20 protein-coding genes and 1 pseudogene are annotated in these 16044 nt (G+C 48.3%); 3 read left to right on the top strand and 18 right to left on the bottom strand.

Translation table 11 applies throughout. The features are described 5' to 3' along the window. The first annotated feature begins 234 nt into the window (after positions 1-234). Entirely contained in the window at positions 235-690 is a 456-nt protein-coding gene (locus DQX05_RS05755) for a hypothetical protein (protein WP_119791681.1), read from the top strand. Positions 691-1212: 522 nt separating this feature from the next. On the opposite strand, the gene DQX05_RS31695 is transcribed toward DQX05_RS05755, so the two are convergent. Both DQX05_RS31695 and DQX05_RS31690 read right to left on the bottom strand, forming a co-directional pair. Continuing rightward, the gene (locus DQX05_RS31695; RefSeq protein ID WP_259391804.1) at positions 1213-1560 is read right to left on the bottom strand and encodes a helix-turn-helix domain-containing protein; all 348 of its coding nucleotides are present in this window, start codon (positions 1558-1560) and stop codon (positions 1213-1215) included. A 284-nt stretch (positions 1561-1844) separates the two neighbouring features. Further along, the gene (locus DQX05_RS31690; RefSeq protein ID WP_259391803.1) at positions 1845-1988 is read right to left on the bottom strand and encodes a hypothetical protein; all 144 of its coding nucleotides are present in this window, start codon (positions 1986-1988) and stop codon (positions 1845-1847) included. Positions 1989-2007: 19 nt separating this feature from the next. On the opposite strand from DQX05_RS31690, the gene DQX05_RS32800 reads away from it, so the two are divergent. Further along, a complete protein-coding gene (locus DQX05_RS32800; RefSeq protein WP_310735646.1) occupies positions 2008-2328 on the top strand; it encodes a hypothetical protein in 321 nt (106 codons plus the stop codon). Positions 2329-2601: 273 nt separating this feature from the next. Here the strand turns inward: DQX05_RS32800 and DQX05_RS05735 are convergent, their stop codons facing one another. The 3 genes from DQX05_RS05735 to DQX05_RS05730 are packed head-to-tail and all read right to left on the bottom strand — an operon-like array spanning position 2602 to position 3459. After that, positions 2602-2859: a hypothetical protein gene (locus DQX05_RS05735; protein WP_119791677.1), complete on the bottom strand. Its 258-nt coding sequence runs from the start codon at positions 2857-2859 to the stop codon at positions 2602-2604. Positions 2860-2861: 2 nt separating this feature from the next. Next, positions 2862-3245 (bottom strand): hypothetical protein, encoded by a 384-nt coding sequence (locus DQX05_RS30235; RefSeq protein ID WP_147385157.1) that lies wholly within the window; start codon positions 3243-3245, stop codon positions 2862-2864. Further along, entirely contained in the window at positions 3220-3459 is a 240-nt protein-coding gene (locus DQX05_RS05730) for a hypothetical protein (protein WP_119791676.1), read from the bottom strand. The genes DQX05_RS30235 and DQX05_RS05730 overlap by 26 nt, the downstream gene beginning before the upstream one ends. Positions 3460-3972: 513 nt before the next feature. On the opposite strand from DQX05_RS05730, the pseudogene DQX05_RS05725 reads away from it, so the two are divergent. After that, positions 3973-4181, top strand: a pseudogene (locus DQX05_RS05725) (helix-turn-helix domain-containing protein). 31 nt (positions 4182-4212) lie between these two features. Here DQX05_RS05725 and DQX05_RS30575 read toward each other — a convergent pair. The 13 genes from DQX05_RS30575 to DQX05_RS05670 form a co-directional block, all read right to left on the bottom strand. Continuing rightward, positions 4213-4350: a hypothetical protein gene (locus DQX05_RS30575; RefSeq protein WP_182914634.1), complete on the bottom strand. Its 138-nt coding sequence runs from the start codon at positions 4348-4350 to the stop codon at positions 4213-4215. After that, the gene (locus tag DQX05_RS05720; RefSeq protein ID WP_119791674.1) at positions 4350-5486 is read right to left on the bottom strand and encodes a glycoside hydrolase family 18 protein; all 1137 of its coding nucleotides are present in this window, start codon (positions 5484-5486) and stop codon (positions 4350-4352) included. Before DQX05_RS05720 ends, DQX05_RS30575 begins: the two co-directional genes overlap by 1 nt. Positions 5487-5490: 4 nt before the next feature. Further along, positions 5491-6591, bottom strand: a complete 1101-nt coding sequence (locus tag DQX05_RS05715; protein ID WP_119791672.1) for an acyltransferase — start codon at positions 6589-6591, stop codon at positions 5491-5493. An 18-nt stretch (positions 6592-6609) separates the two neighbouring features. After that, complete coding sequence (locus DQX05_RS05710; protein WP_119791670.1) at positions 6610-7959, bottom strand: glycosyltransferase family 2 protein; 1350 nt, start codon at positions 7957-7959, stop codon at positions 6610-6612. A 436-nt stretch (positions 7960-8395) separates the two neighbouring features. Continuing rightward, positions 8396-11161 carry an AAA domain-containing protein gene (locus DQX05_RS05705; protein ID WP_119791668.1) on the bottom strand — a complete coding sequence of 922 codons (2766 nt, stop codon included), beginning with the start codon at positions 11159-11161 and terminating at the stop codon, positions 8396-8398. Positions 11162-11446: 285 nt separating this feature from the next. Beyond that, positions 11447-12196: a CoA-transferase subunit beta gene (locus DQX05_RS05700; RefSeq protein ID WP_259391802.1), complete on the bottom strand. Its 750-nt coding sequence runs from the start codon at positions 12194-12196 to the stop codon at positions 11447-11449. Next, positions 12193-13029, bottom strand: a complete 837-nt coding sequence (locus tag DQX05_RS05695; RefSeq protein ID WP_119791666.1) for a CoA transferase subunit A — start codon at positions 13027-13029, stop codon at positions 12193-12195. Before DQX05_RS05695 ends, DQX05_RS05700 begins: the two co-directional genes overlap by 4 nt. Positions 13030-13041: 12 nt before the next feature. Then, a complete protein-coding gene (locus DQX05_RS05690; RefSeq protein ID WP_119791664.1) occupies positions 13042-14373 on the bottom strand; it encodes a CoA-disulfide reductase in 1332 nt (443 codons plus the stop codon). A gap of 4 nt (positions 14374-14377) precedes the next feature. Further along, positions 14378-14518: a hypothetical protein gene (locus DQX05_RS30570; protein WP_182914633.1), complete on the bottom strand. Its 141-nt coding sequence runs from the start codon at positions 14516-14518 to the stop codon at positions 14378-14380. Positions 14519-14561: 43 nt separating this feature from the next. Continuing rightward, positions 14562-14837 carry a EutN/CcmL family microcompartment protein gene (locus tag DQX05_RS05685; RefSeq protein ID WP_259391801.1) on the bottom strand — a complete coding sequence of 92 codons (276 nt, stop codon included), beginning with the start codon at positions 14835-14837 and terminating at the stop codon, positions 14562-14564. 17 nt (positions 14838-14854) lie between these two features. Next, complete coding sequence (pduL, locus tag DQX05_RS05680) at positions 14855-15520, bottom strand: phosphate propanoyltransferase (RefSeq protein ID WP_119791660.1); 666 nt, start codon at positions 15518-15520, stop codon at positions 14855-14857. Then, positions 15504-15692, bottom strand: a complete 189-nt coding sequence (locus DQX05_RS05675; RefSeq protein WP_119791658.1) for a hypothetical protein — start codon at positions 15690-15692, stop codon at positions 15504-15506. The genes pduL and DQX05_RS05675 overlap by 17 nt, the downstream gene beginning before the upstream one ends. Before the next feature lie 73 nt (positions 15693-15765). Further along, on the bottom strand, positions 15766-16041 hold the full coding sequence (locus tag DQX05_RS05670) for a BMC domain-containing protein (RefSeq protein WP_087440596.1): 276 nt from the start codon (positions 16039-16041) through the stop codon (positions 15766-15768). Positions 16042-16044: the final 3 nt, after the last annotated feature.

Here is a 16044-nt window from a genome sequence, read left to right as displayed (position 1 = left end):
GGTTAGCAACTTGGTTCCGCATGCGCCCGTGTCGAAATATGTCTTAAAATTCTAGCTTGCTGCATACAGCATCAGCCCGTTCTTTTGAGGCTTTACGGCCTTGTCTCGGGGATTCAGGCATTACTGTAAGCCGCCTTCCTTTCTATCAAACGTTTTCAATGATTGGCCGATATAGTAAATAACATCCTGAATCTAGCATCTCGATAAAATCTTAACGGAGAAGGAGATGAAGCGATGAAAATCAACCACAGCCCGCTGCTTCCCCCGAACCTGTACAACCTGAGCAAGTCAGAAGGACAAAGCAAGCGCGACATGACATGGGAAGCGGGGAAGCCTGTAGGCGAGAATTATGATATGGTTGAGATCAGTCCGACCCGACGCAAGCTGGCGGAGGATGCGATCGTGCATCATCCTGCGACGCCGGAATCTATGCCCTCCAAGCCGGCGGGAGCGCCCGACAATTATATCAACATTGGCGATCTGATGAAGCGGTTCGATCCGGAAGGACACCAACAGATGCATGAAGCCATTGTGAACGGAGGGGACTGGTTCGGCGTCTTGCTGAAGTTCGTCCACCGCATCCCGGACAACAAGCATTGGATGGACACGTATCTGAAGGAGGAAAAAGCGGGGACAGATCGGAAAAAGCGGCGCCGGCCTTCGCTCCTGAGCCCGCTGATCACCGCATAACGCCAGATGACTCACTATTGTCGGAGCTTCAAGCCCTATTGAAAAAAATCCGTCCCTGATGGACGATGAGATTGGCCGGAATCTTCTTCTGTTCGTACGCGCGCTGCAAGGCGAAACAAAATAGAACGTGAATTTCATGCTTACCACAGACCCAGGGCATTCCCATCAAGTAGGTTTTTAGCTGTAGCGAGATAGCCCCACCCCTGCTTCTCACCGCTCCGCTTGCTGAAAAAACTGTAAAAGTGCAGTTTTCCTTTATGACGTTTACTCCGTTACAGGAATTCCTGCAAAACTCCATCAATTTCAGCCTATTCACTAGATAGAAAGCAAAAATCACTAAAAATGATGTACTTTTGCAGGAAAACCATCAAATAGTAGATTGGATAGCGTAAATTGCTGCATTAACGCAGGATTTCATTGCTGAGGGAGTAGACACTCTGAAGCAACATAAACAGGCAGAAGCCGGGGCCTCGGACCCCGGCTTTCTATCTATCTGCCTTAGTTTTCATCATGGAAGCCGCCTTATATACTCTTCTTGACTTCCCTGGCCTGCCATTGAAGCCGATATTCCTGCGGGGTCACCTGATTCTGCTTCTTGAAAAACCGGATAAACGCGAGTGCGGAATTGTAGCCAAGCCCCGCCGCGATCTCATTAATCTTCATCGGGCTGTTCAACCGCCACTCCTTCGCCTTCAAATTCCGGTACTCGTTGATGTAGTCGGACAGGCCGATTCCCGTCATCTGCTTATACAAGCGCGAGAAGTAGGACGAATTGAGGCCGACATGATCCGCGATAGCGATAAGCGAAATATCATGTGACAGATGCTCCTCGATAAAGTGGTGCACCTTCTTGACCAGATCGGCGGGCACCTGCCCTCCTTGGGCAGCCTGGCGCGTGAAGAAGCAGTCGGCCAGATTCCAGAATACTGCTTCACATCCGGCCAGGAGACCGCTTGATCCTTCTGGTACAGCAGCGTCGCGTCCAGCTTCGCGTGCACCTCCTGCCGGAACGGTTCATCCTGATCCATGCAGGACAGGAAGATGGAGGCGAGAGAGTGATACAGTTCCATCTTGCGCCCGTAGGCATGCGAATCATCCGTCCAGATGGCGGTCAGGTAAAGATATAGATTATTGAACTCTTCCCGGTGGTTGTTCTATTGAAATTGCAGGAGCAGCCGGATATGGTGGCAGTAGTCGTTCGCCTCTTCCTCGCCTTCCTGCAGCCTGAGCAGATCCGAGTCCGTGACAATGACGGCGGGAGATAGGCCAAGCCCGTAGACGAAGCAATATTTCAGCATATGGAAGCGTTCCGAGATCATGGGCCAATTCGTCGGCTCGCTGCTCAGGCGCTTTGTCCAGCGGCGTGAACGATTCCTTCCACGTGTCCACCCGGCCCAGCAGCAGCAGTATCGGCCGCTCTGCCTGCAGCGGAATGCCCAGCTCCCGCAGATGGCGCGCCCGCTCGGCTGGAGCCTCCTGCTTGCCCTGGAGCAGCGCCCATATATATTCCTTCTGCAGCAGCGGCAGCACCTGGCGCGCCCGTTCATTGGCCCGCTCCAGCAGGCCTTCTTCTCGCGATCCGGATACAGATTGGAGTTATACCTGGTCGTGTCCGACCATCTGCCGGTGAAGTCGTAGGTCATGACGTCGATGACTTTTTTGACCTCGGTATTCCGAGAAAGCCAATATCGAGTCGGCAGTAAAACGAAAAGGGAGGAGATAAACTTTTTTGTCCAACAACTTGTCTAGTACCTCGCTGAATTCCTTTTTTGGCCCCATTTTCAGAACAATACAATTAATTGTACCGAGTATCGAAATAGCCCGCATCCTCGAACGGATACGGGCTTTTCACCTAATGTGTAAGTTCATAAAATATTTAAGTCTGTTGGCATTTGAGTTAGTGTTAGAAACTCACCAATTTCTAAGAATAAGAAACACTGAAACAAAGAATACAATAGAACCAACTACATATGAAGTAATTTCCTTTGCTTTATTTTCTCTCTTCCCACGTAAATTGATAGCATGAGCAAAGACATTTAGAGAGAGCATTAAAAGCATAATGCCCAAATACATAAGTTCACTCTCTTTGCCAAAAACTGCAATAGCTCCAAAGAGAACAGCGCCTAAAGCAGTCAGATATCTAAAAATGTTAATATAGCGATTCATCATATTTAATTAGACGGCTGGTATCCATCTACTCTTTCTAAAAGATTATAGGCATTTTTCATGGCCTCGTCACCACTATTCCCAGCGTTCCATAGAATAAGTGCTGAAGGAACTGTACCAATTAACCCAAAGATTACACCAGGAGAAAGCACTAAAACTCCACCTGCGATTAAGCTAGCAGCAGCTCCATTTATGGTAGTTCTTGCTGAAGCAACATTATTTGCGTACATTTTGAAATCAGACAAATCGTTACTTGAATATAGCCATTTTGTAATACTGCCGCCTCTAGGACTGTCCATAAAGATATTATTTGATGTTTCACGAGCAAAACACTTGAAATAATCATAAGGAGCGATTCCCATATTAGTGTATATAGTGGGTTGATTCATGAAGTTTTATTGTCTTGACTCCGTCATTTTCAAGAGTTTCAGTTGTGATTGCTGTAATTCTCTTTCCAACGACATTGAAATTTTCATCAACTACATTAGTCTGAAAGGTATTATAGTTCTCCTCAGCATTATACGCAAATGTTGGTGTTACTAATAGAACCATCAAAACCACCATCGACAAAAATGCCGCCAATGTTTTCTTGAGAAACTTCAACCCAAAACATCTCCTTCCTTTAATGGATTATAATTCATTATTAATACTCGCATTTATATATATACCAAAATAAAGAAAATAAGTACAGGTAAAAAAAGACGGAAAACAAAAAAACTCAACAGTCTATTGACCGTTGAGCACATTGATGATGTAAATACTTTGCTCTGTTATTCATCCGCATAAAGCCAGCCCTTTTGAAGAGATGCGATCTGTTCGTGTAAGGCTAACCATTCACGATGCAATTTTTCTCTCCCGCATTATCCAATTGGTCTATGAATAGATGCTCTAACTGATGTAATTTGTTCTTTAGGTGAAGGATATCATGTAACATCTCGGCGTTCCCTGAAACAGTTCAAGACGCTGACAAAGCGCTTCCTTAACCCAGTCCGGCATGATATTTCCTCCATTATTTCTTGTCCCACTTTGTTATACGCATATGCGTACCATGTCAAAACTTATTATATGGTACGTTGATGCATACAGTCAAACAATGTAGGTTTGGAGGACACCGAAATGGGCAAAAAAGTGGCAGTAAAAATTGCTGAGCTAACCACAAAACACGGAATTTCTCTGCGGGAATTGTCCCGCTTAGCCGATGCTGCGCTAAGTGAACTGTCGAATGGCAAACGCGCGAACATAATTTCGCCCATATCGAAAAAATCGCCGACGCGCTAGGCATCGACGATATTCGGGAGATAATTGATCTATCAAACCCGTTCTGATTATCTCTTTTCCACATAGGTCAGTATCGATTCAAGCCTGTCTTATTTTCTCTTCCATCATGAGTCTGGCATTCTTTTTCTTGATGAGAACCTTCACCACCACCACAACCCCAGCGGTAAAAGGAGCACGATATTCGCGCTCCTCTAGTCCATTTGTACTTTCCCTCATCACTTGTTCAAACTCTCCCCCAAAAACTTCACAATCCCGTCCTCCGCGTCCTGCGAGTATTCCCAGACCATCGCCCCGCCCAGCTCTTTGGCTTTGATGTATTTCACTTTTTCCGCCAGAGCCTCCTTATCCTCATAGCTGATGAACGTGCTGCCGTTATAGAGGTAGGCCGTCTTGGCCTGATCGTCGTAGTAGCGCTTATAGCCGTTTTTGTTCAGGTACGATTTTTCAAGCGTTTTGTAGCTGAGATCTGTTTTGTCGATATCGATCGGCTTGCCGGGGGAAAAGGAGCCGTCCGTCTTGCTCTTGACGTCCTTCCAGCCGTAGGAGTAGGCCGGGACGCCGAGCAGCAGCTTTTTGCTGTCAATCTCATGCTCCAGGTACATCGTGATGACTTGATCGATGCTGTGCTTGGCCTTCTTCTCACGATCCGGATACAGATTCGAGTTATACCCGGTCGTGTCCGACCATCTGCCGGTGAAGTCGTAGGTCATCACGTTAATGTAATCGACGTATTTTTCGACTTTGTTGACCTCGACATTTTGGAAGTACCAATCCTGGGTACCCGAAGCGAAGGTGAGCAGATATTTTTTGTTCTTTGGGTGAGGCAGCCGGTACAGCTTTTCCCGTAATTCCTTCATTAGACTTGTAAAATTTTGCGTATCCTCGGGGCGCGCCTTCTGCGTATTCCAAGCATGGAACGCCGGGTATTCCCAGTCGATATCGACACCGTCCAGCTCCAGCTCCTTCACCATATTGATGATGCTCTCGGTGAACAGATAGCGGTTGCCGTCCAAGGAAGCGTCAGAGAAGCCGTCCGCGCCATAGCCGCCCACCGCCAAGACCATTTTGGTCTTCGGATTTTGCTCTTTCAGCTTTTTAATATTTTCTTTGATCTGATCATTGGTCGTCCCGTCTTCATGAAAATAAATATTCGTGCCATCAATCTTGGCAAAGGCGATAAACGCAATATCCACATTTTTTTCCGACAGCTTGATATTCTTGTAATCCTTCCACGCTTCCACATAGACTGCGGTGACTTTCCGATCCCCCGCGTTCGAGATTTGATAGAAGTACAGGCCCATTCCGGCCAGCAGCACAACAATAAAGCATTTCGTCAACAGGCTCACTTTCATCGCTCTACCCTCTTCCGCCGAATAATACGTATGTAACCACTTTATTGAGATTGAGCACCTTGACGGTGATGTAGCTGATGCTGAAAATAACTGCAATATTGACGAGCAAACTGATCGCCGCCTCCAGCACCGTCGCCTGCACTTCCGTTCGGCCGGATACCATCATTTCGATGAGCAGATGGATTAGATAAATGCTGAAGCTGGCCTTGGAAACGGAACTGATTAATTTCTGGATTTTATGATTCACTTTTTCGCTGATCCGCTCTTCCTTTTCCTTGAAATAAATAAACATGCCGGCTGCCATGAAGAAGGTGGTAATGGAATAGTTGCCGTAGAACATCTCATCCAGCACGCCGCTCCGCTGCGATACAAAATATGTCGCCACCGGAGTCAGGAAGAAGGAGACGATGCCGAGGTTGAACACAATATTTTTCGCCCGCCGCGGCAGTTCGTAATGAAAGAGATAATATCCCAAAATAAAATAGCCCAGAAACCCCATGAAAAACGGGATATTCATAATCGGAATGTTGATATATTGATCCGTGGCGCGAAAAACGGCATCGGAGATGAAGCGATAGGCGATGCTGACGATGAACCACAGCAGCAGATAATAACGCAGATCCCGCTCGCTGCATGTTTTGATTAATTTGCTGATTAAGGGAACCGTCATGTAAATCGCGATAATGGCATACAGGAACCATAAATGCACATAGGTCCTGTCCGTCAGCAGCCGATAGCCGAAGTCCAGCACGAACTCGTAGGCATTCATCTTGCTTTGTAAAATATAGTACTGATTGTACAAGCCGTAGATAAGCGACCAGCTCACAAGCGGAATGAGCAAGGGCACAACCCTCTTTTTATAGAACTCCGGATAGGATCGGATCTCGGTTCTCAGAATCATCGCCCCGCTAATCATGAAGAAGACCGGAACGGCAAAGCGCGAGATCGAATTAAACAGATTGCTGATCCACCATGAGGAGGTGTTGAAATCATTCGAACTGGTCAACAATTCGGCGGTAAAATGCAAAATAATGACGGCGATAATAGACAGAATCCGCAAAATATCTACATATAAAATCCGTTTATTGTGAAAAACGCTGCTCATGCGTGCTCCTCCATTCCATTAATTTGATCCGGCAGCGATGTTCTGACTAATGGCGGCGACGCCTTTGCGCTCGACGAAGCCCCAGCCTTCATCATTGTTAAAATACTTGAACGTCCCGGCAATATTAATGTAGAGCAGCAAATTCCGGTAGGTCAGCAATTCGTATTGGCTGAACAGGAACATTTTCACATAGTCCTTGAAAGAATAAGTACTGCCAAATTTTTTGCATAAATATAAGGAAATGAGGATCTGGGCCGCATTGAACACCAGGCTGATCAGCAGAAAAATAAGCGCATGAATGACATTTCCGCCTGCGATAAGAGCCTGGGACAAATAAAATAGCGTCGTGAACGCCGAGAAGGTACCCAGCATGAAGCCGTCGATCGCAAAAAACAGGCTTACGCCAGAAGAAAATTTTTGCGACAGCTTTGACCAATAGATTAAGATGCAGTCGACAAATGCCTTTTGCCAGCGAATGCGCTGCTTGTAGAAGTTGGGCAGGTTCTCCGGACATTCGGTGTAGCAGACCGCTTCCGGCGCGTACACCAGCTTTTTCTTCAACCGCTTCGCCTTCATATACTCATGAATTTTCAACGTAATATCGATGTCTTCCCCCACCGTGCTGCGGAACCCGTTCACTTGAATCAATATATCCTTGTAAAAAGCGCCGAATGCGCCTGAAATGACAACAATCGAATTAAAAACGGATTGCGTTAATTTGCGGACGTAGAAGCCATGAATATAGTTGATGATTTGGCTCTTAATGAGCCCTCTGCCCCGGAACCTCTCCACGATGACGCCGTCCTTCTTCTCTGCGCCCTGGACAATCTTGACCGTGCCGCCCAGCGCAATCACATCGTCTTGATGAAAATATTGATTCACATATTTCAACGCGTTCGCTTCCAGCATACTATCCGCATCCAATGTAATAACGATATCCGACGCGGCGCAATCGATGCCCGCATTGAGCGAGTCCGCCTTGCCGCCGTTCAGTTTGTCGATAACAAAGATCCGTGGGTACCGCCGGGAATGGTATAATCCCTTGATCGGTTTATAAGACAGCTTATTGTCCGCTTCACGGTCATCCGGCTCCAATTCGAGCAGCTCGTCCAGTCTGGCGAAGGTGGCGTCCTTGGAACCGTCGTTGATGACGATGATTTCATAATTCTCATAATGCAGGCCCGCCATGGCATCGATGCAATTTTTGATCGTAAGCTCCTCGTTATAAGCGGGCACGAGCACCGAAATCGACTTTTCAGCAAGATCGGGATTCAGCTTCTTCACCTTGCTGCACAGCAACGGGATGATCGTATACAGAAGTTGAAACACCAGAAACGTGACAGCTGTTCCATAAAAAATGTACTGCATGGCACTCACTCCTTTTTCTATCTCACATTCAGCTGATTTCTGGGTGCAATTGCTCGTTTTTTGAGGTCAGAGCCAAGCTTCCTTGACGCCGATCTCAACAAACGGAAACATCTCCTCTCGCCTCCTTACTTTACAGATTACGCCATTTCTACTATTCAACCTATCCTAATTGGCATGCAAAAGTAAATCCGCATGAATAACCAAGAAAACGAATACATAGCGGCTTTTCAAATTCAGTCTTTAGTTTGGGTCATTTTACCTCTAAATGTAATATTAATGTAAATGTTAAATATTTTTGTTCCTTGACATAATTGATGGGATAAGTTTCTCTTCGCGAGGGAGAAATTTCTTGAATTGAGAATATCGAAAATGTTCAAGGAAAGAAAAAAGCTCTAAGTTTCGCCTTAGAGCCCAGAGTAAACATAATTTCAATTTTTCAATTTGTATGACCAATAAGTTCATCCAACTTGATTCTAAGCTTCTTCTCCTCTCCGCTCCCATTTGTCGGAAGTCGGATTATCGGGAGACTGTATTTCTCTAGAATGTCGTTTTTTAGTTTATCCCGCTTTAACTGCTCCGGGTTATTTTCATGATAAGAAAATCCGTCCACCTCAACTACCAATAACGGTTTCTTGTTCAATTTGTAATAAACGACAAAATCAACAGATGAATTGTGTTTTACATATCTCTCCTCTTCGTCGTTCAAGTGGCGAGTATGGTTGAGTAGATTTTTCAGATAAACTTGGTGTGTGAAATTCAAATGATGATATGGCTCATCTTGCAAAATATCACTAAGCAGCTGATACAATATGTTTTCGGATTTATATTTTGAGATATGCTGCATCCTGCTCTTAAGTGCTATCAACTTACTTGAGTATTGCTTGTACAGTAAATCAAAAACAGAAACGATTTCGCTGTATATGATATGGTCATCTAATGTATTGTACTCCATATAGCGAATCAGATCGCTGACTTCTTTTCCTAATTTGTTGAAAAGCCCATGATCCGTTACCAGTATAAACTTCTCCTGCGCCCGCGATACAGCAACATTGATGATGCACGGGTCGTCTACGAACTCAATACCTTTCCTTCCTACATATGTATTGTCCAATACCGTAGACATAATGATAATAGGCTTTTCCCGTCCTTGATATTTATGCACCGTATCGGCTTCAATATCTGAATGCAATACATCTGTTGCTTTATCCACTTGTTTACGGTATGGCGTAGTAAAACCGACATCTGAATAGTTCTCTATATTTAGAGCAGGGTTATTTAGTATTTCCTCCACTGTAACATCAAGCTCTCTTTGGTTATACCTCCCCTTTTTGCCGTGGACTACTTTTCTCATATGATTCCCTTTAGCCGTCCTGTACAAAAACAATGGCTCATCTCCTTCCCTTTCTTTTGTAAAAGGGATAAGCTCGCCATTATAGTATTTTTGATTACAAAAATCTATAATTTTGGGGTGGCACCGATAATGCTCTTTCAGAATGGTTCGCGGCAAATGGGAGCCATAAAGAGAAAGCATAGATGTCAATATATTATGTTGTGAATAATTATATGGCGGAGCAATACCGTCATCATTTACATTGTTTTTTATGTTTTGGTTTACGATATGAGGCAACTGTTTTGTATCACCGACAATGATTACATTTTTACAGCAAGACAGTGCTAGGGCAGCAGAAACCAGATCAACCTGAGATGCCTCATCAATAATTAAATAATCAAACAGAAAATTAGCCGCTATACAGTTTCGCAATGAATGAGTCGTGCTCAGAACGATAGGAAAACGCCCAATAAATTGTTTAAAATTAGCTGAGTACTTATATGTTTTACGTTCTAGGCCAAACGGCCGAAGGGTTGAATATTTTTTATAAAGTTTGTGCTTAAACAATGCCGATGAATACGTTCTGTGCTCCTCAAGCAGAGATTCGAACGATCTCTTTTCTAATTCCTCTTCTATTTCTCGTTTCCTTTTTCTTAACTCAACAATTTTATATTCATAATATTTTCTTTGAAAATTCAGTATGATTTCGATTTCTTTTTCTTTTAGCTTTTTGAAATGGAAAAAACCATGTTTTACAAACAATTTGCTTTTATAAATTAGTTTGTTCAAGATCCCCTTGTCTTTTGCGAAATGGTGATCGATGAGAAAGGATATTATCCTGTCCGGGGACTTGCGATAAAATGATAAGTTCTCTATTTTCTCTATTTTTTGTTCTTGATAATATCGTTCAAAATGCTGTTGCTCCAAAAGGTAGGCCGAGAGCTCCTGTTGTATTTTCGCTTCTTCATTTTTCTTCTCTAATAGATCGTCGACCAGCTTATTTATATCATTTATTTGCGTCAAAAGCTCTTCTTCACTTTTTTCGCTTTTCCAATTTGTCACATCGTAATGCGGAATGTTTTTGAAGAAATTATCAATATTATCCTTCTTACCTAGAGCTGCGAGGAGAAAATGATAATTTTCGTTCTCCATCTTGTCTTGTACATTTTTTACTGCCGCATTGTTGCTTGAGACAATAGCTACGCTTTTTCCCTGAATGGATAGATTTGCGATTATATTGAGAATAGTTTGGGTTTTCCCCGTTCCTGGAGGTCCCTCTATAACGGACATATTACTGCTTAATACATTACTCAAAGCTTCTTTCTGACTCGCGTTGAACGGAAACGGAAATATCACATTTTTTGAACTTGGAGCCGTGCGCTTTATCGGTACTTGATTTAAATAGCTGTGTAAAACGCTATCAGAATGAATGACTTTCATGTTATCCATCTGTTTTTTCAAAAAAGAACCCTTTTCATCGTCGATATTGGCATATGATGCAAGCTCCCTCCAATAAGAGAGTATATCTCTCACTGACTTTTCTCGCTCCATATCCTGATCCTGCAGCCTTAGGGCTCCATAGTCAATAATTTCACTTCCTCCATTTGCAAAGTGAACTTTAACAATACCATCAAAATGAACCGCTTTTGTTACGCCGTAAAGAGGAATATTATCTTTATAAATAGCTTTGTTTTCAAATGAAATATCTTCAGAAAATGATTTGATAACCACATCTTCCGCTCGAAAAGAGAACGTTCTAGACTTATTATTTTTGAATGTAATATGAACATACAAGTTTACCTTGGTATAAGAATGAATTTCGGAAGTCTTGTCTTCACCTTTGACTAAGATCAAACGCTGTTGTTGATTCATTTTATTCTAATTCCTTTTATCATGATTAGTGTTCGATTTGAGTGTCCCGTTTCTTTTAGCCACAAAACTCGGACTCTTGAGTATCATTTCGACATTCTACATGAAAACCCTGGCATATTATCTCGATATTTGAAAAAGTTAAACAAAAGTTACCTTACATTCCGCTAACTTCATTACAGTTTCATATGTGACTCCAGCACAAATAACCCGCAGTCCAGGTCCCCGTTAAAAGGAGGTTGGCTTGCGGGTTGTGCTTTTATACTTGCAATTATCGCTGCGGAAACCTCAAAATTCGCTTGAGCGGTAATCGAACGGATCGATCTGCTTCAATACGCTTAATTCTCTGGCTGTCGGCAGCGGAGTGAAGCGAAGCTCATCGTATTTGACCTCGAACCCGGTGTTCCGCACGACTTCTTCCAGGGAGGATGTCGGATGAATGCTGTCGAGCATCAGCATCCCATCCTTCATCGCGAACACGCACAGCGGGGTGACGATTCGCCATACATTGCCCCGTGTCGTCACGAAGTCGACCTTGTCGACGAAGGTGCGCCGATCATGCTTCGTCCGCCATATAATCGCCTTCTTCGCGGTCGGGATAAGCACGGCGCTCCCGGCTCCGCCAGGCAAGCGGACCTTCGGCTTACGGTAATCCCCGATGACAGAGGCGTTCACATTGCCCAGCGCATCGAACTGCACGCCGCCGAGAAATGCGACATCCAGCCCGCCGCGCATCGACAGGTCGAAGACCTGCTCCAGCGGAAAATACGCTTCCGCGCTGGCCAGCAAATCCGCCCCTGCGGAGGAGTAGGATGCCTTCTTAATGGAAGAAGGGTTGACGCCCCCCGGGATGTTGAGATGCACCAGATTGGGCGCATGAAGCTGCCGAGCCAGCATCATGGCGACCATTGGCATCTGCGATGACACCCCGTGAAATACCGTCTCCCCGTCCTGCAGCATGCGGGCAAGCGCACAGGCCATGATGTCGCTGCCCCGTGCTTGCTTCGCGGACGCTTGCGCTTGATTCGACTGATTCACCACTGACCACCTGCCTTCATCCCGCTTCGATCCTTGCTGTCATACGCCTGCACATACTCCTCGATCTCTGCCGCCGTCTTCATCTTCACGAACCGCTCCAGCATTTTGAAGTCCGCCTCATAGCTCTTCTCGCAGGAGCATGGCGCGGCGCCGCGCGGAACGTGAACGACGGCCTCGACGAGGAAGTGAGGAATATCGACGCTGTCGGGACGCATCCGCATCTTGCTCTTCGGCACGATCTTCTCGGTGGTCAGGATGACCCGCTTGGCGGCGCGGCTCATCAGCACATCCTCGAACTTCGGGCCGAGAATGACGGCGTTGCCATCCTCGTCGCATTCCTGCACATGGAGTACGGCCACGTCAGGCACGATCGAGCGGACCACCGTGACAGGCTCATCTCCGAACGGATTCGGGATGACCTGGAAATAATCGTTGGCGGCGATCAGATCCCCCGCCTTCAATCCGGCCACCGGCATGAACGGAACACCCGAGGCCGCCGCGCGCAGGGCGCAGATGACCGTATAGCACGCATGCTCATGCCCCTGTACCTCGCCCCGCTCCACCGCTTTGCGATAATGCATCGCGAGGCCGTATTCGGTCTCGTAGCTGACGAAGCCCGCATCGACCGACTGCACGCAGCCTGCCGCGCACAGCAAATCGATATCATGCGCCCCCGCCGTCTTCACTACCCGCAGGCGGCGTTTGCGATGTCTGACCAGCTCCCGCACCATCGCCATTGGCGCGCGGTGGAGCACATTGCCGCCGAGAGCGAGGATATCCCCGTCACGCACCAGCGCGGCAGCTTCTTGGAGGGAAATTATTTTTCGACTCATTCGGTCCACCACCTATTTGATAGCATTGCATGCGATATGAACGGCATCCCAGACGCCGGCGAACGGCGGCGCGTAACAGAGATCGACCATGCCCATCTCCGCTGCCGTCATGCGGTTATGAATCGCCACCGCCAAGATGTCGATGCGGAGCACGACCCCTTTCTCGCCGATGCCCTGCGCGCCGAGCAGCACGCCGGATTTTTTCTCATAGATCAGCTTCAGATGTATCGGTGTCGGGTCGGGATAATACTTCGGATGATCGGCGGCGCTGACCCATACCGTTCCATAGTCGATCGCCAACCGCTGCGCGTCCTCTTCCGACATGCCGGTGCGGCCGAGCTCGAGGCCCAGCACTTTGATCGCGGCGCTGCCCAGCGTGCCGATGAATTTCTCATGCTTGCCCAGCAGATTTAAGCCTGCAATCCGCCCGCACTTGTTCGCCGTCGTGCCGAGCGGAATATACGTATTCTCCTCCATGACGCGGCTGTATACTTCGGCGCAGTCCCCCGCCGCATAGATGTCCTCCACGCTGGTTCTCATCTCGCGATCGATAATAATGGCGCCGTTGCGGGCCAATCTTATTCCCGTCCCCTTCACGAAGCCGGTCGCCGGCTTGACTCCCGCCGACAAGATGACCATATCCGCCGGATAGCTGCCCTTGTCCGTGCGAATGCCGGTCACCCGCTCCGTTCCGTCAATCGCCTCGACCTTCTCCCCGATGTTCAGGCTGACGCCTTTGTCCGCCAATTCCCGGGAAGCGATGCCGCTAATCTCCGCATCGAATGTCTTCAGGATACGATCGCCCAGCTCGACGACCCGGACGCGCTTGCCGAGCTCGACCATCGCCTCGGCCACCTCAATGCCGATATAGCCGCCGCCTACGATGACCACGTCCTGGACATCGGGAGAAGCGACCTTTTCCTTCAGCGCGATGCCGTCCTCCAGCGTCTTCAGCAAATGCACCCCCGGCACATCCTTGCCCGGCAGGGGCGGCACAATCGGAACGGTTCCGGTCGCAATCATCAGCTTGTCGTAGTGGTCGAGGAATACCTTGTTCTTGTCCAGATCCTTTACCATAATTCGCTTCGATTCGGGAACAATCTTCAGGACTTCATGCCGAAGGCGGGTCTGAATGCCCGCTTGCTCGAACTGCTCGCGGGTGCGCGCGATCATGTTCCGGTAATCATCGTTGGCTCCGGATACATAATAGGGCAAGCCGCAGGCGCCGTAAGACAGGAAGCTTCCCTTCTCGTACACGACGACCTCCGCCTCCGGAGAGGTCCGCTTCACCTTGGATGCGGCGGACATGCCTGCCGCGACTCCGCCGATAATGATGATTTTCATAGGATCAGCCTCCTCCTTGCTGCATGGCGATAATGCGCCCTTCGGCCCGCTTCAGCGCCTCATCCGTGTTCCGCGTCCCCTGGAACGCCGCGCCGATCTCCTCGTACAGCACGCCCAGCATGTCGTCTGCCCGCCGCATCGCCAACCGCCAATACCTTCTTCAATGGTTCATTCATCAAAAGTCCTCCTCACCCGCTAGACGGGGCGGCGGGAAGCGCAGGCTCGCTGTCGATGATGCCGACGACAAGCGCGTCGATCGGCGCCGGCTTCGTCAGCGCCTGTTGAATATTGCTGCCTTCCGCCACCAGCACAAGCTGATCGAGACCGGCTCCGATGGTGTCGGCGGCGACGATATACGTCTTTGGCTCGGTATACCATAATTCAATGAGGAGAAGCTTGTAGCCCTGAAGCCCGTCATATTTGCGGGAGGAAATCATATTGCCCACCACTTTGCCCATCTTCATCGCCATAAGCCTCGCTTTCACCGCAATATTTCTAAGGCGTCTCCCTGCTTGATGCCGAAGGCATTGGAATCATCCGTATCGATATGCATTTCCAGCGCGTAATCCTCCCGCACCTTGATCGATACGTGGTCCATGATGCCTCCTTTGTCGCCCGGCACCTTCACCTGTACCTTCTGCCCATGCCGGACGCCATACGCGCGGGCATCGGCAGGTGTCATATGAATATGGCGCTCGGCGATGATGCATCCTTGCGTCAGCGTCACGGCGCCGTGCGGACCGACGAGCTGTACGCTTGGCGAGCCTTCGATCCGGCCCGACTCGCGAACGGGCGGTTGAACGCCCAGCTTGCGCGCTTCACTGGCCGCAATCTCCACCTGCGTATGCTTGCGGAACGGCCCGAGAATACGAACGTTCTCAATCGTTCCCTTTGGGCCGATAACCGTGACTTTCTCGTTCGCCGCGTATTGGCCAGGCTGAGAAATATCTTTGAACTTGGTCAGCGGCTTGCCAGGGCCGAACAGCAGCTCCATATCGGCTTGCGACAGATGCACATGACGCGCAGAGACGCCGACGGGCACGACACGGAGCGGCTCCCGGGCGGGAGCCAAGCCGCAGCGTTCCAGTTCTTCCATAACCAATTGCGTAATATAATCCGTCAGTTCCTTATTAACCTGTTCCGTCATATTTATCACCGCCATGATGGTTGGACAGGCAGGATGCGGGCGATTCCTCTTGGCCGACACGGAATCTCATGCATAGCCCCGAGTTCGCCAGCGCTCTGCACCGTTTCCGCTCCGGCCCCAGCATCGCATCGACCGCTTCGATCACCGCCGCCAAGCCATTTCTCTCGCTCATGACCAAGGTTTCCTTCCTGCCCGGTCCGCTCCTTACCGGATAGATGGATGGACAGGATGACCGGTTACCCCGCTTACTTCAGGGATGGGAGAATTTTCAGCACATCGCTGTGCGGACGAGGAATCACATGCGCCGCCACCAGCTCGCCCAACCGCTGCACGGCTTCCGCCCCGACCTCTGTCGCAGCCTTCACGGCGCCGACATCGCCGCGAACGATGACCGTCACCAGTCCGGAACCGATTTTCTCCGTGCCCACAATCTCCACATTGGCTGCCTTCAGCATCGCATCCGCCGCCTCGATCGCCGCCGTCAAGCCTCTCGTCTCGATAATTCCCAATGATTCGTTCATTTG

Source organism: Paenibacillus thiaminolyticus, assembly GCF_003591545.1.
In the GTDB taxonomy this organism is placed as follows: Bacteria; Bacillota; Bacilli; order Paenibacillales; family Paenibacillaceae; genus Paenibacillus_B; species Paenibacillus_B thiaminolyticus_A.
Note: the sequence above shows the minus strand (reverse complement) of the source record. Positions and strands in the feature narration are given on the sequence as shown.

Coding starts and splice junctions, on each gene's coding strand:
- DQX05_RS05755 (WP_119791681.1), top strand. CDS start 235: ATGAAAATCAACCACAGCCCGCTGCTTCCCCCGAACCTGTACAACCTG.
- DQX05_RS31690 (WP_259391803.1), bottom strand. CDS start 1,988: ATGCTGAAATATTGCTTCGTCTACGGGCTTGGCCTATCTCCCGCCGTC.
- DQX05_RS32800 (WP_310735646.1), top strand. CDS start 2,008: ATGGGCCAATTCGTCGGCTCGCTGCTCAGGCGCTTTGTCCAGCGGCGT.
- DQX05_RS05735 (WP_119791677.1), bottom strand. CDS start 2,859: ATGATGAATCGCTATATTAACATTTTTAGATATCTGACTGCTTTAGGC.
- DQX05_RS30235 (WP_147385157.1), bottom strand. CDS start 3,245: ATGAATCAACCCACTATATACACTAATATGGGAATCGCTCCTTATGAT.
- DQX05_RS30575 (WP_182914634.1), bottom strand. CDS start 4,350: ATGAGGGAAAGTACAAATGGACTAGAGGAGCGCGAATATCGTGCTCCT.
- DQX05_RS05720 (WP_119791674.1), bottom strand. CDS start 5,486: ATGAAAGTGAGCCTGTTGACGAAATGCTTTATTGTTGTGCTGCTGGCC.
- DQX05_RS05715 (WP_119791672.1), bottom strand. CDS start 6,591: ATGAGCAGCGTTTTTCACAATAAACGGATTTTATATGTAGATATTTTG.
- DQX05_RS05710 (WP_119791670.1), bottom strand. CDS start 7,959: ATGCAGTACATTTTTTATGGAACAGCTGTCACGTTTCTGGTGTTTCAA.
- DQX05_RS05705 (WP_119791668.1), bottom strand. CDS start 11,161: ATGAATCAACAACAGCGTTTGATCTTAGTCAAAGGTGAAGACAAGACT.
- DQX05_RS05695 (WP_119791666.1), bottom strand. CDS start 13,029: ATGAGTCGAAAAATAATTTCCCTCCAAGAAGCTGCCGCGCTGGTGCGT.
- DQX05_RS05690 (WP_119791664.1), bottom strand. CDS start 14,373: ATGAAAATCATCATTATCGGCGGAGTCGCGGCAGGCATGTCCGCCGCA.
- DQX05_RS05685 (WP_259391801.1), bottom strand. CDS start 14,837: ATGAAGATGGGCAAAGTGGTGGGCAATATGATTTCCTCCCGCAAATAT.
- pduL (WP_119791660.1), bottom strand. CDS start 15,520: ATGACGGAACAGGTTAATAAGGAACTGACGGATTATATTACGCAATTG.
- DQX05_RS05675 (WP_119791658.1), bottom strand. CDS start 15,692: ATGAGCGAGAGAAATGGCTTGGCGGCGGTGATCGAAGCGGTCGATGCG.
- DQX05_RS05670 (WP_087440596.1), bottom strand. CDS start 16,041: ATGAACGAATCATTGGGAATTATCGAGACGAGAGGCTTGACGGCGGCG.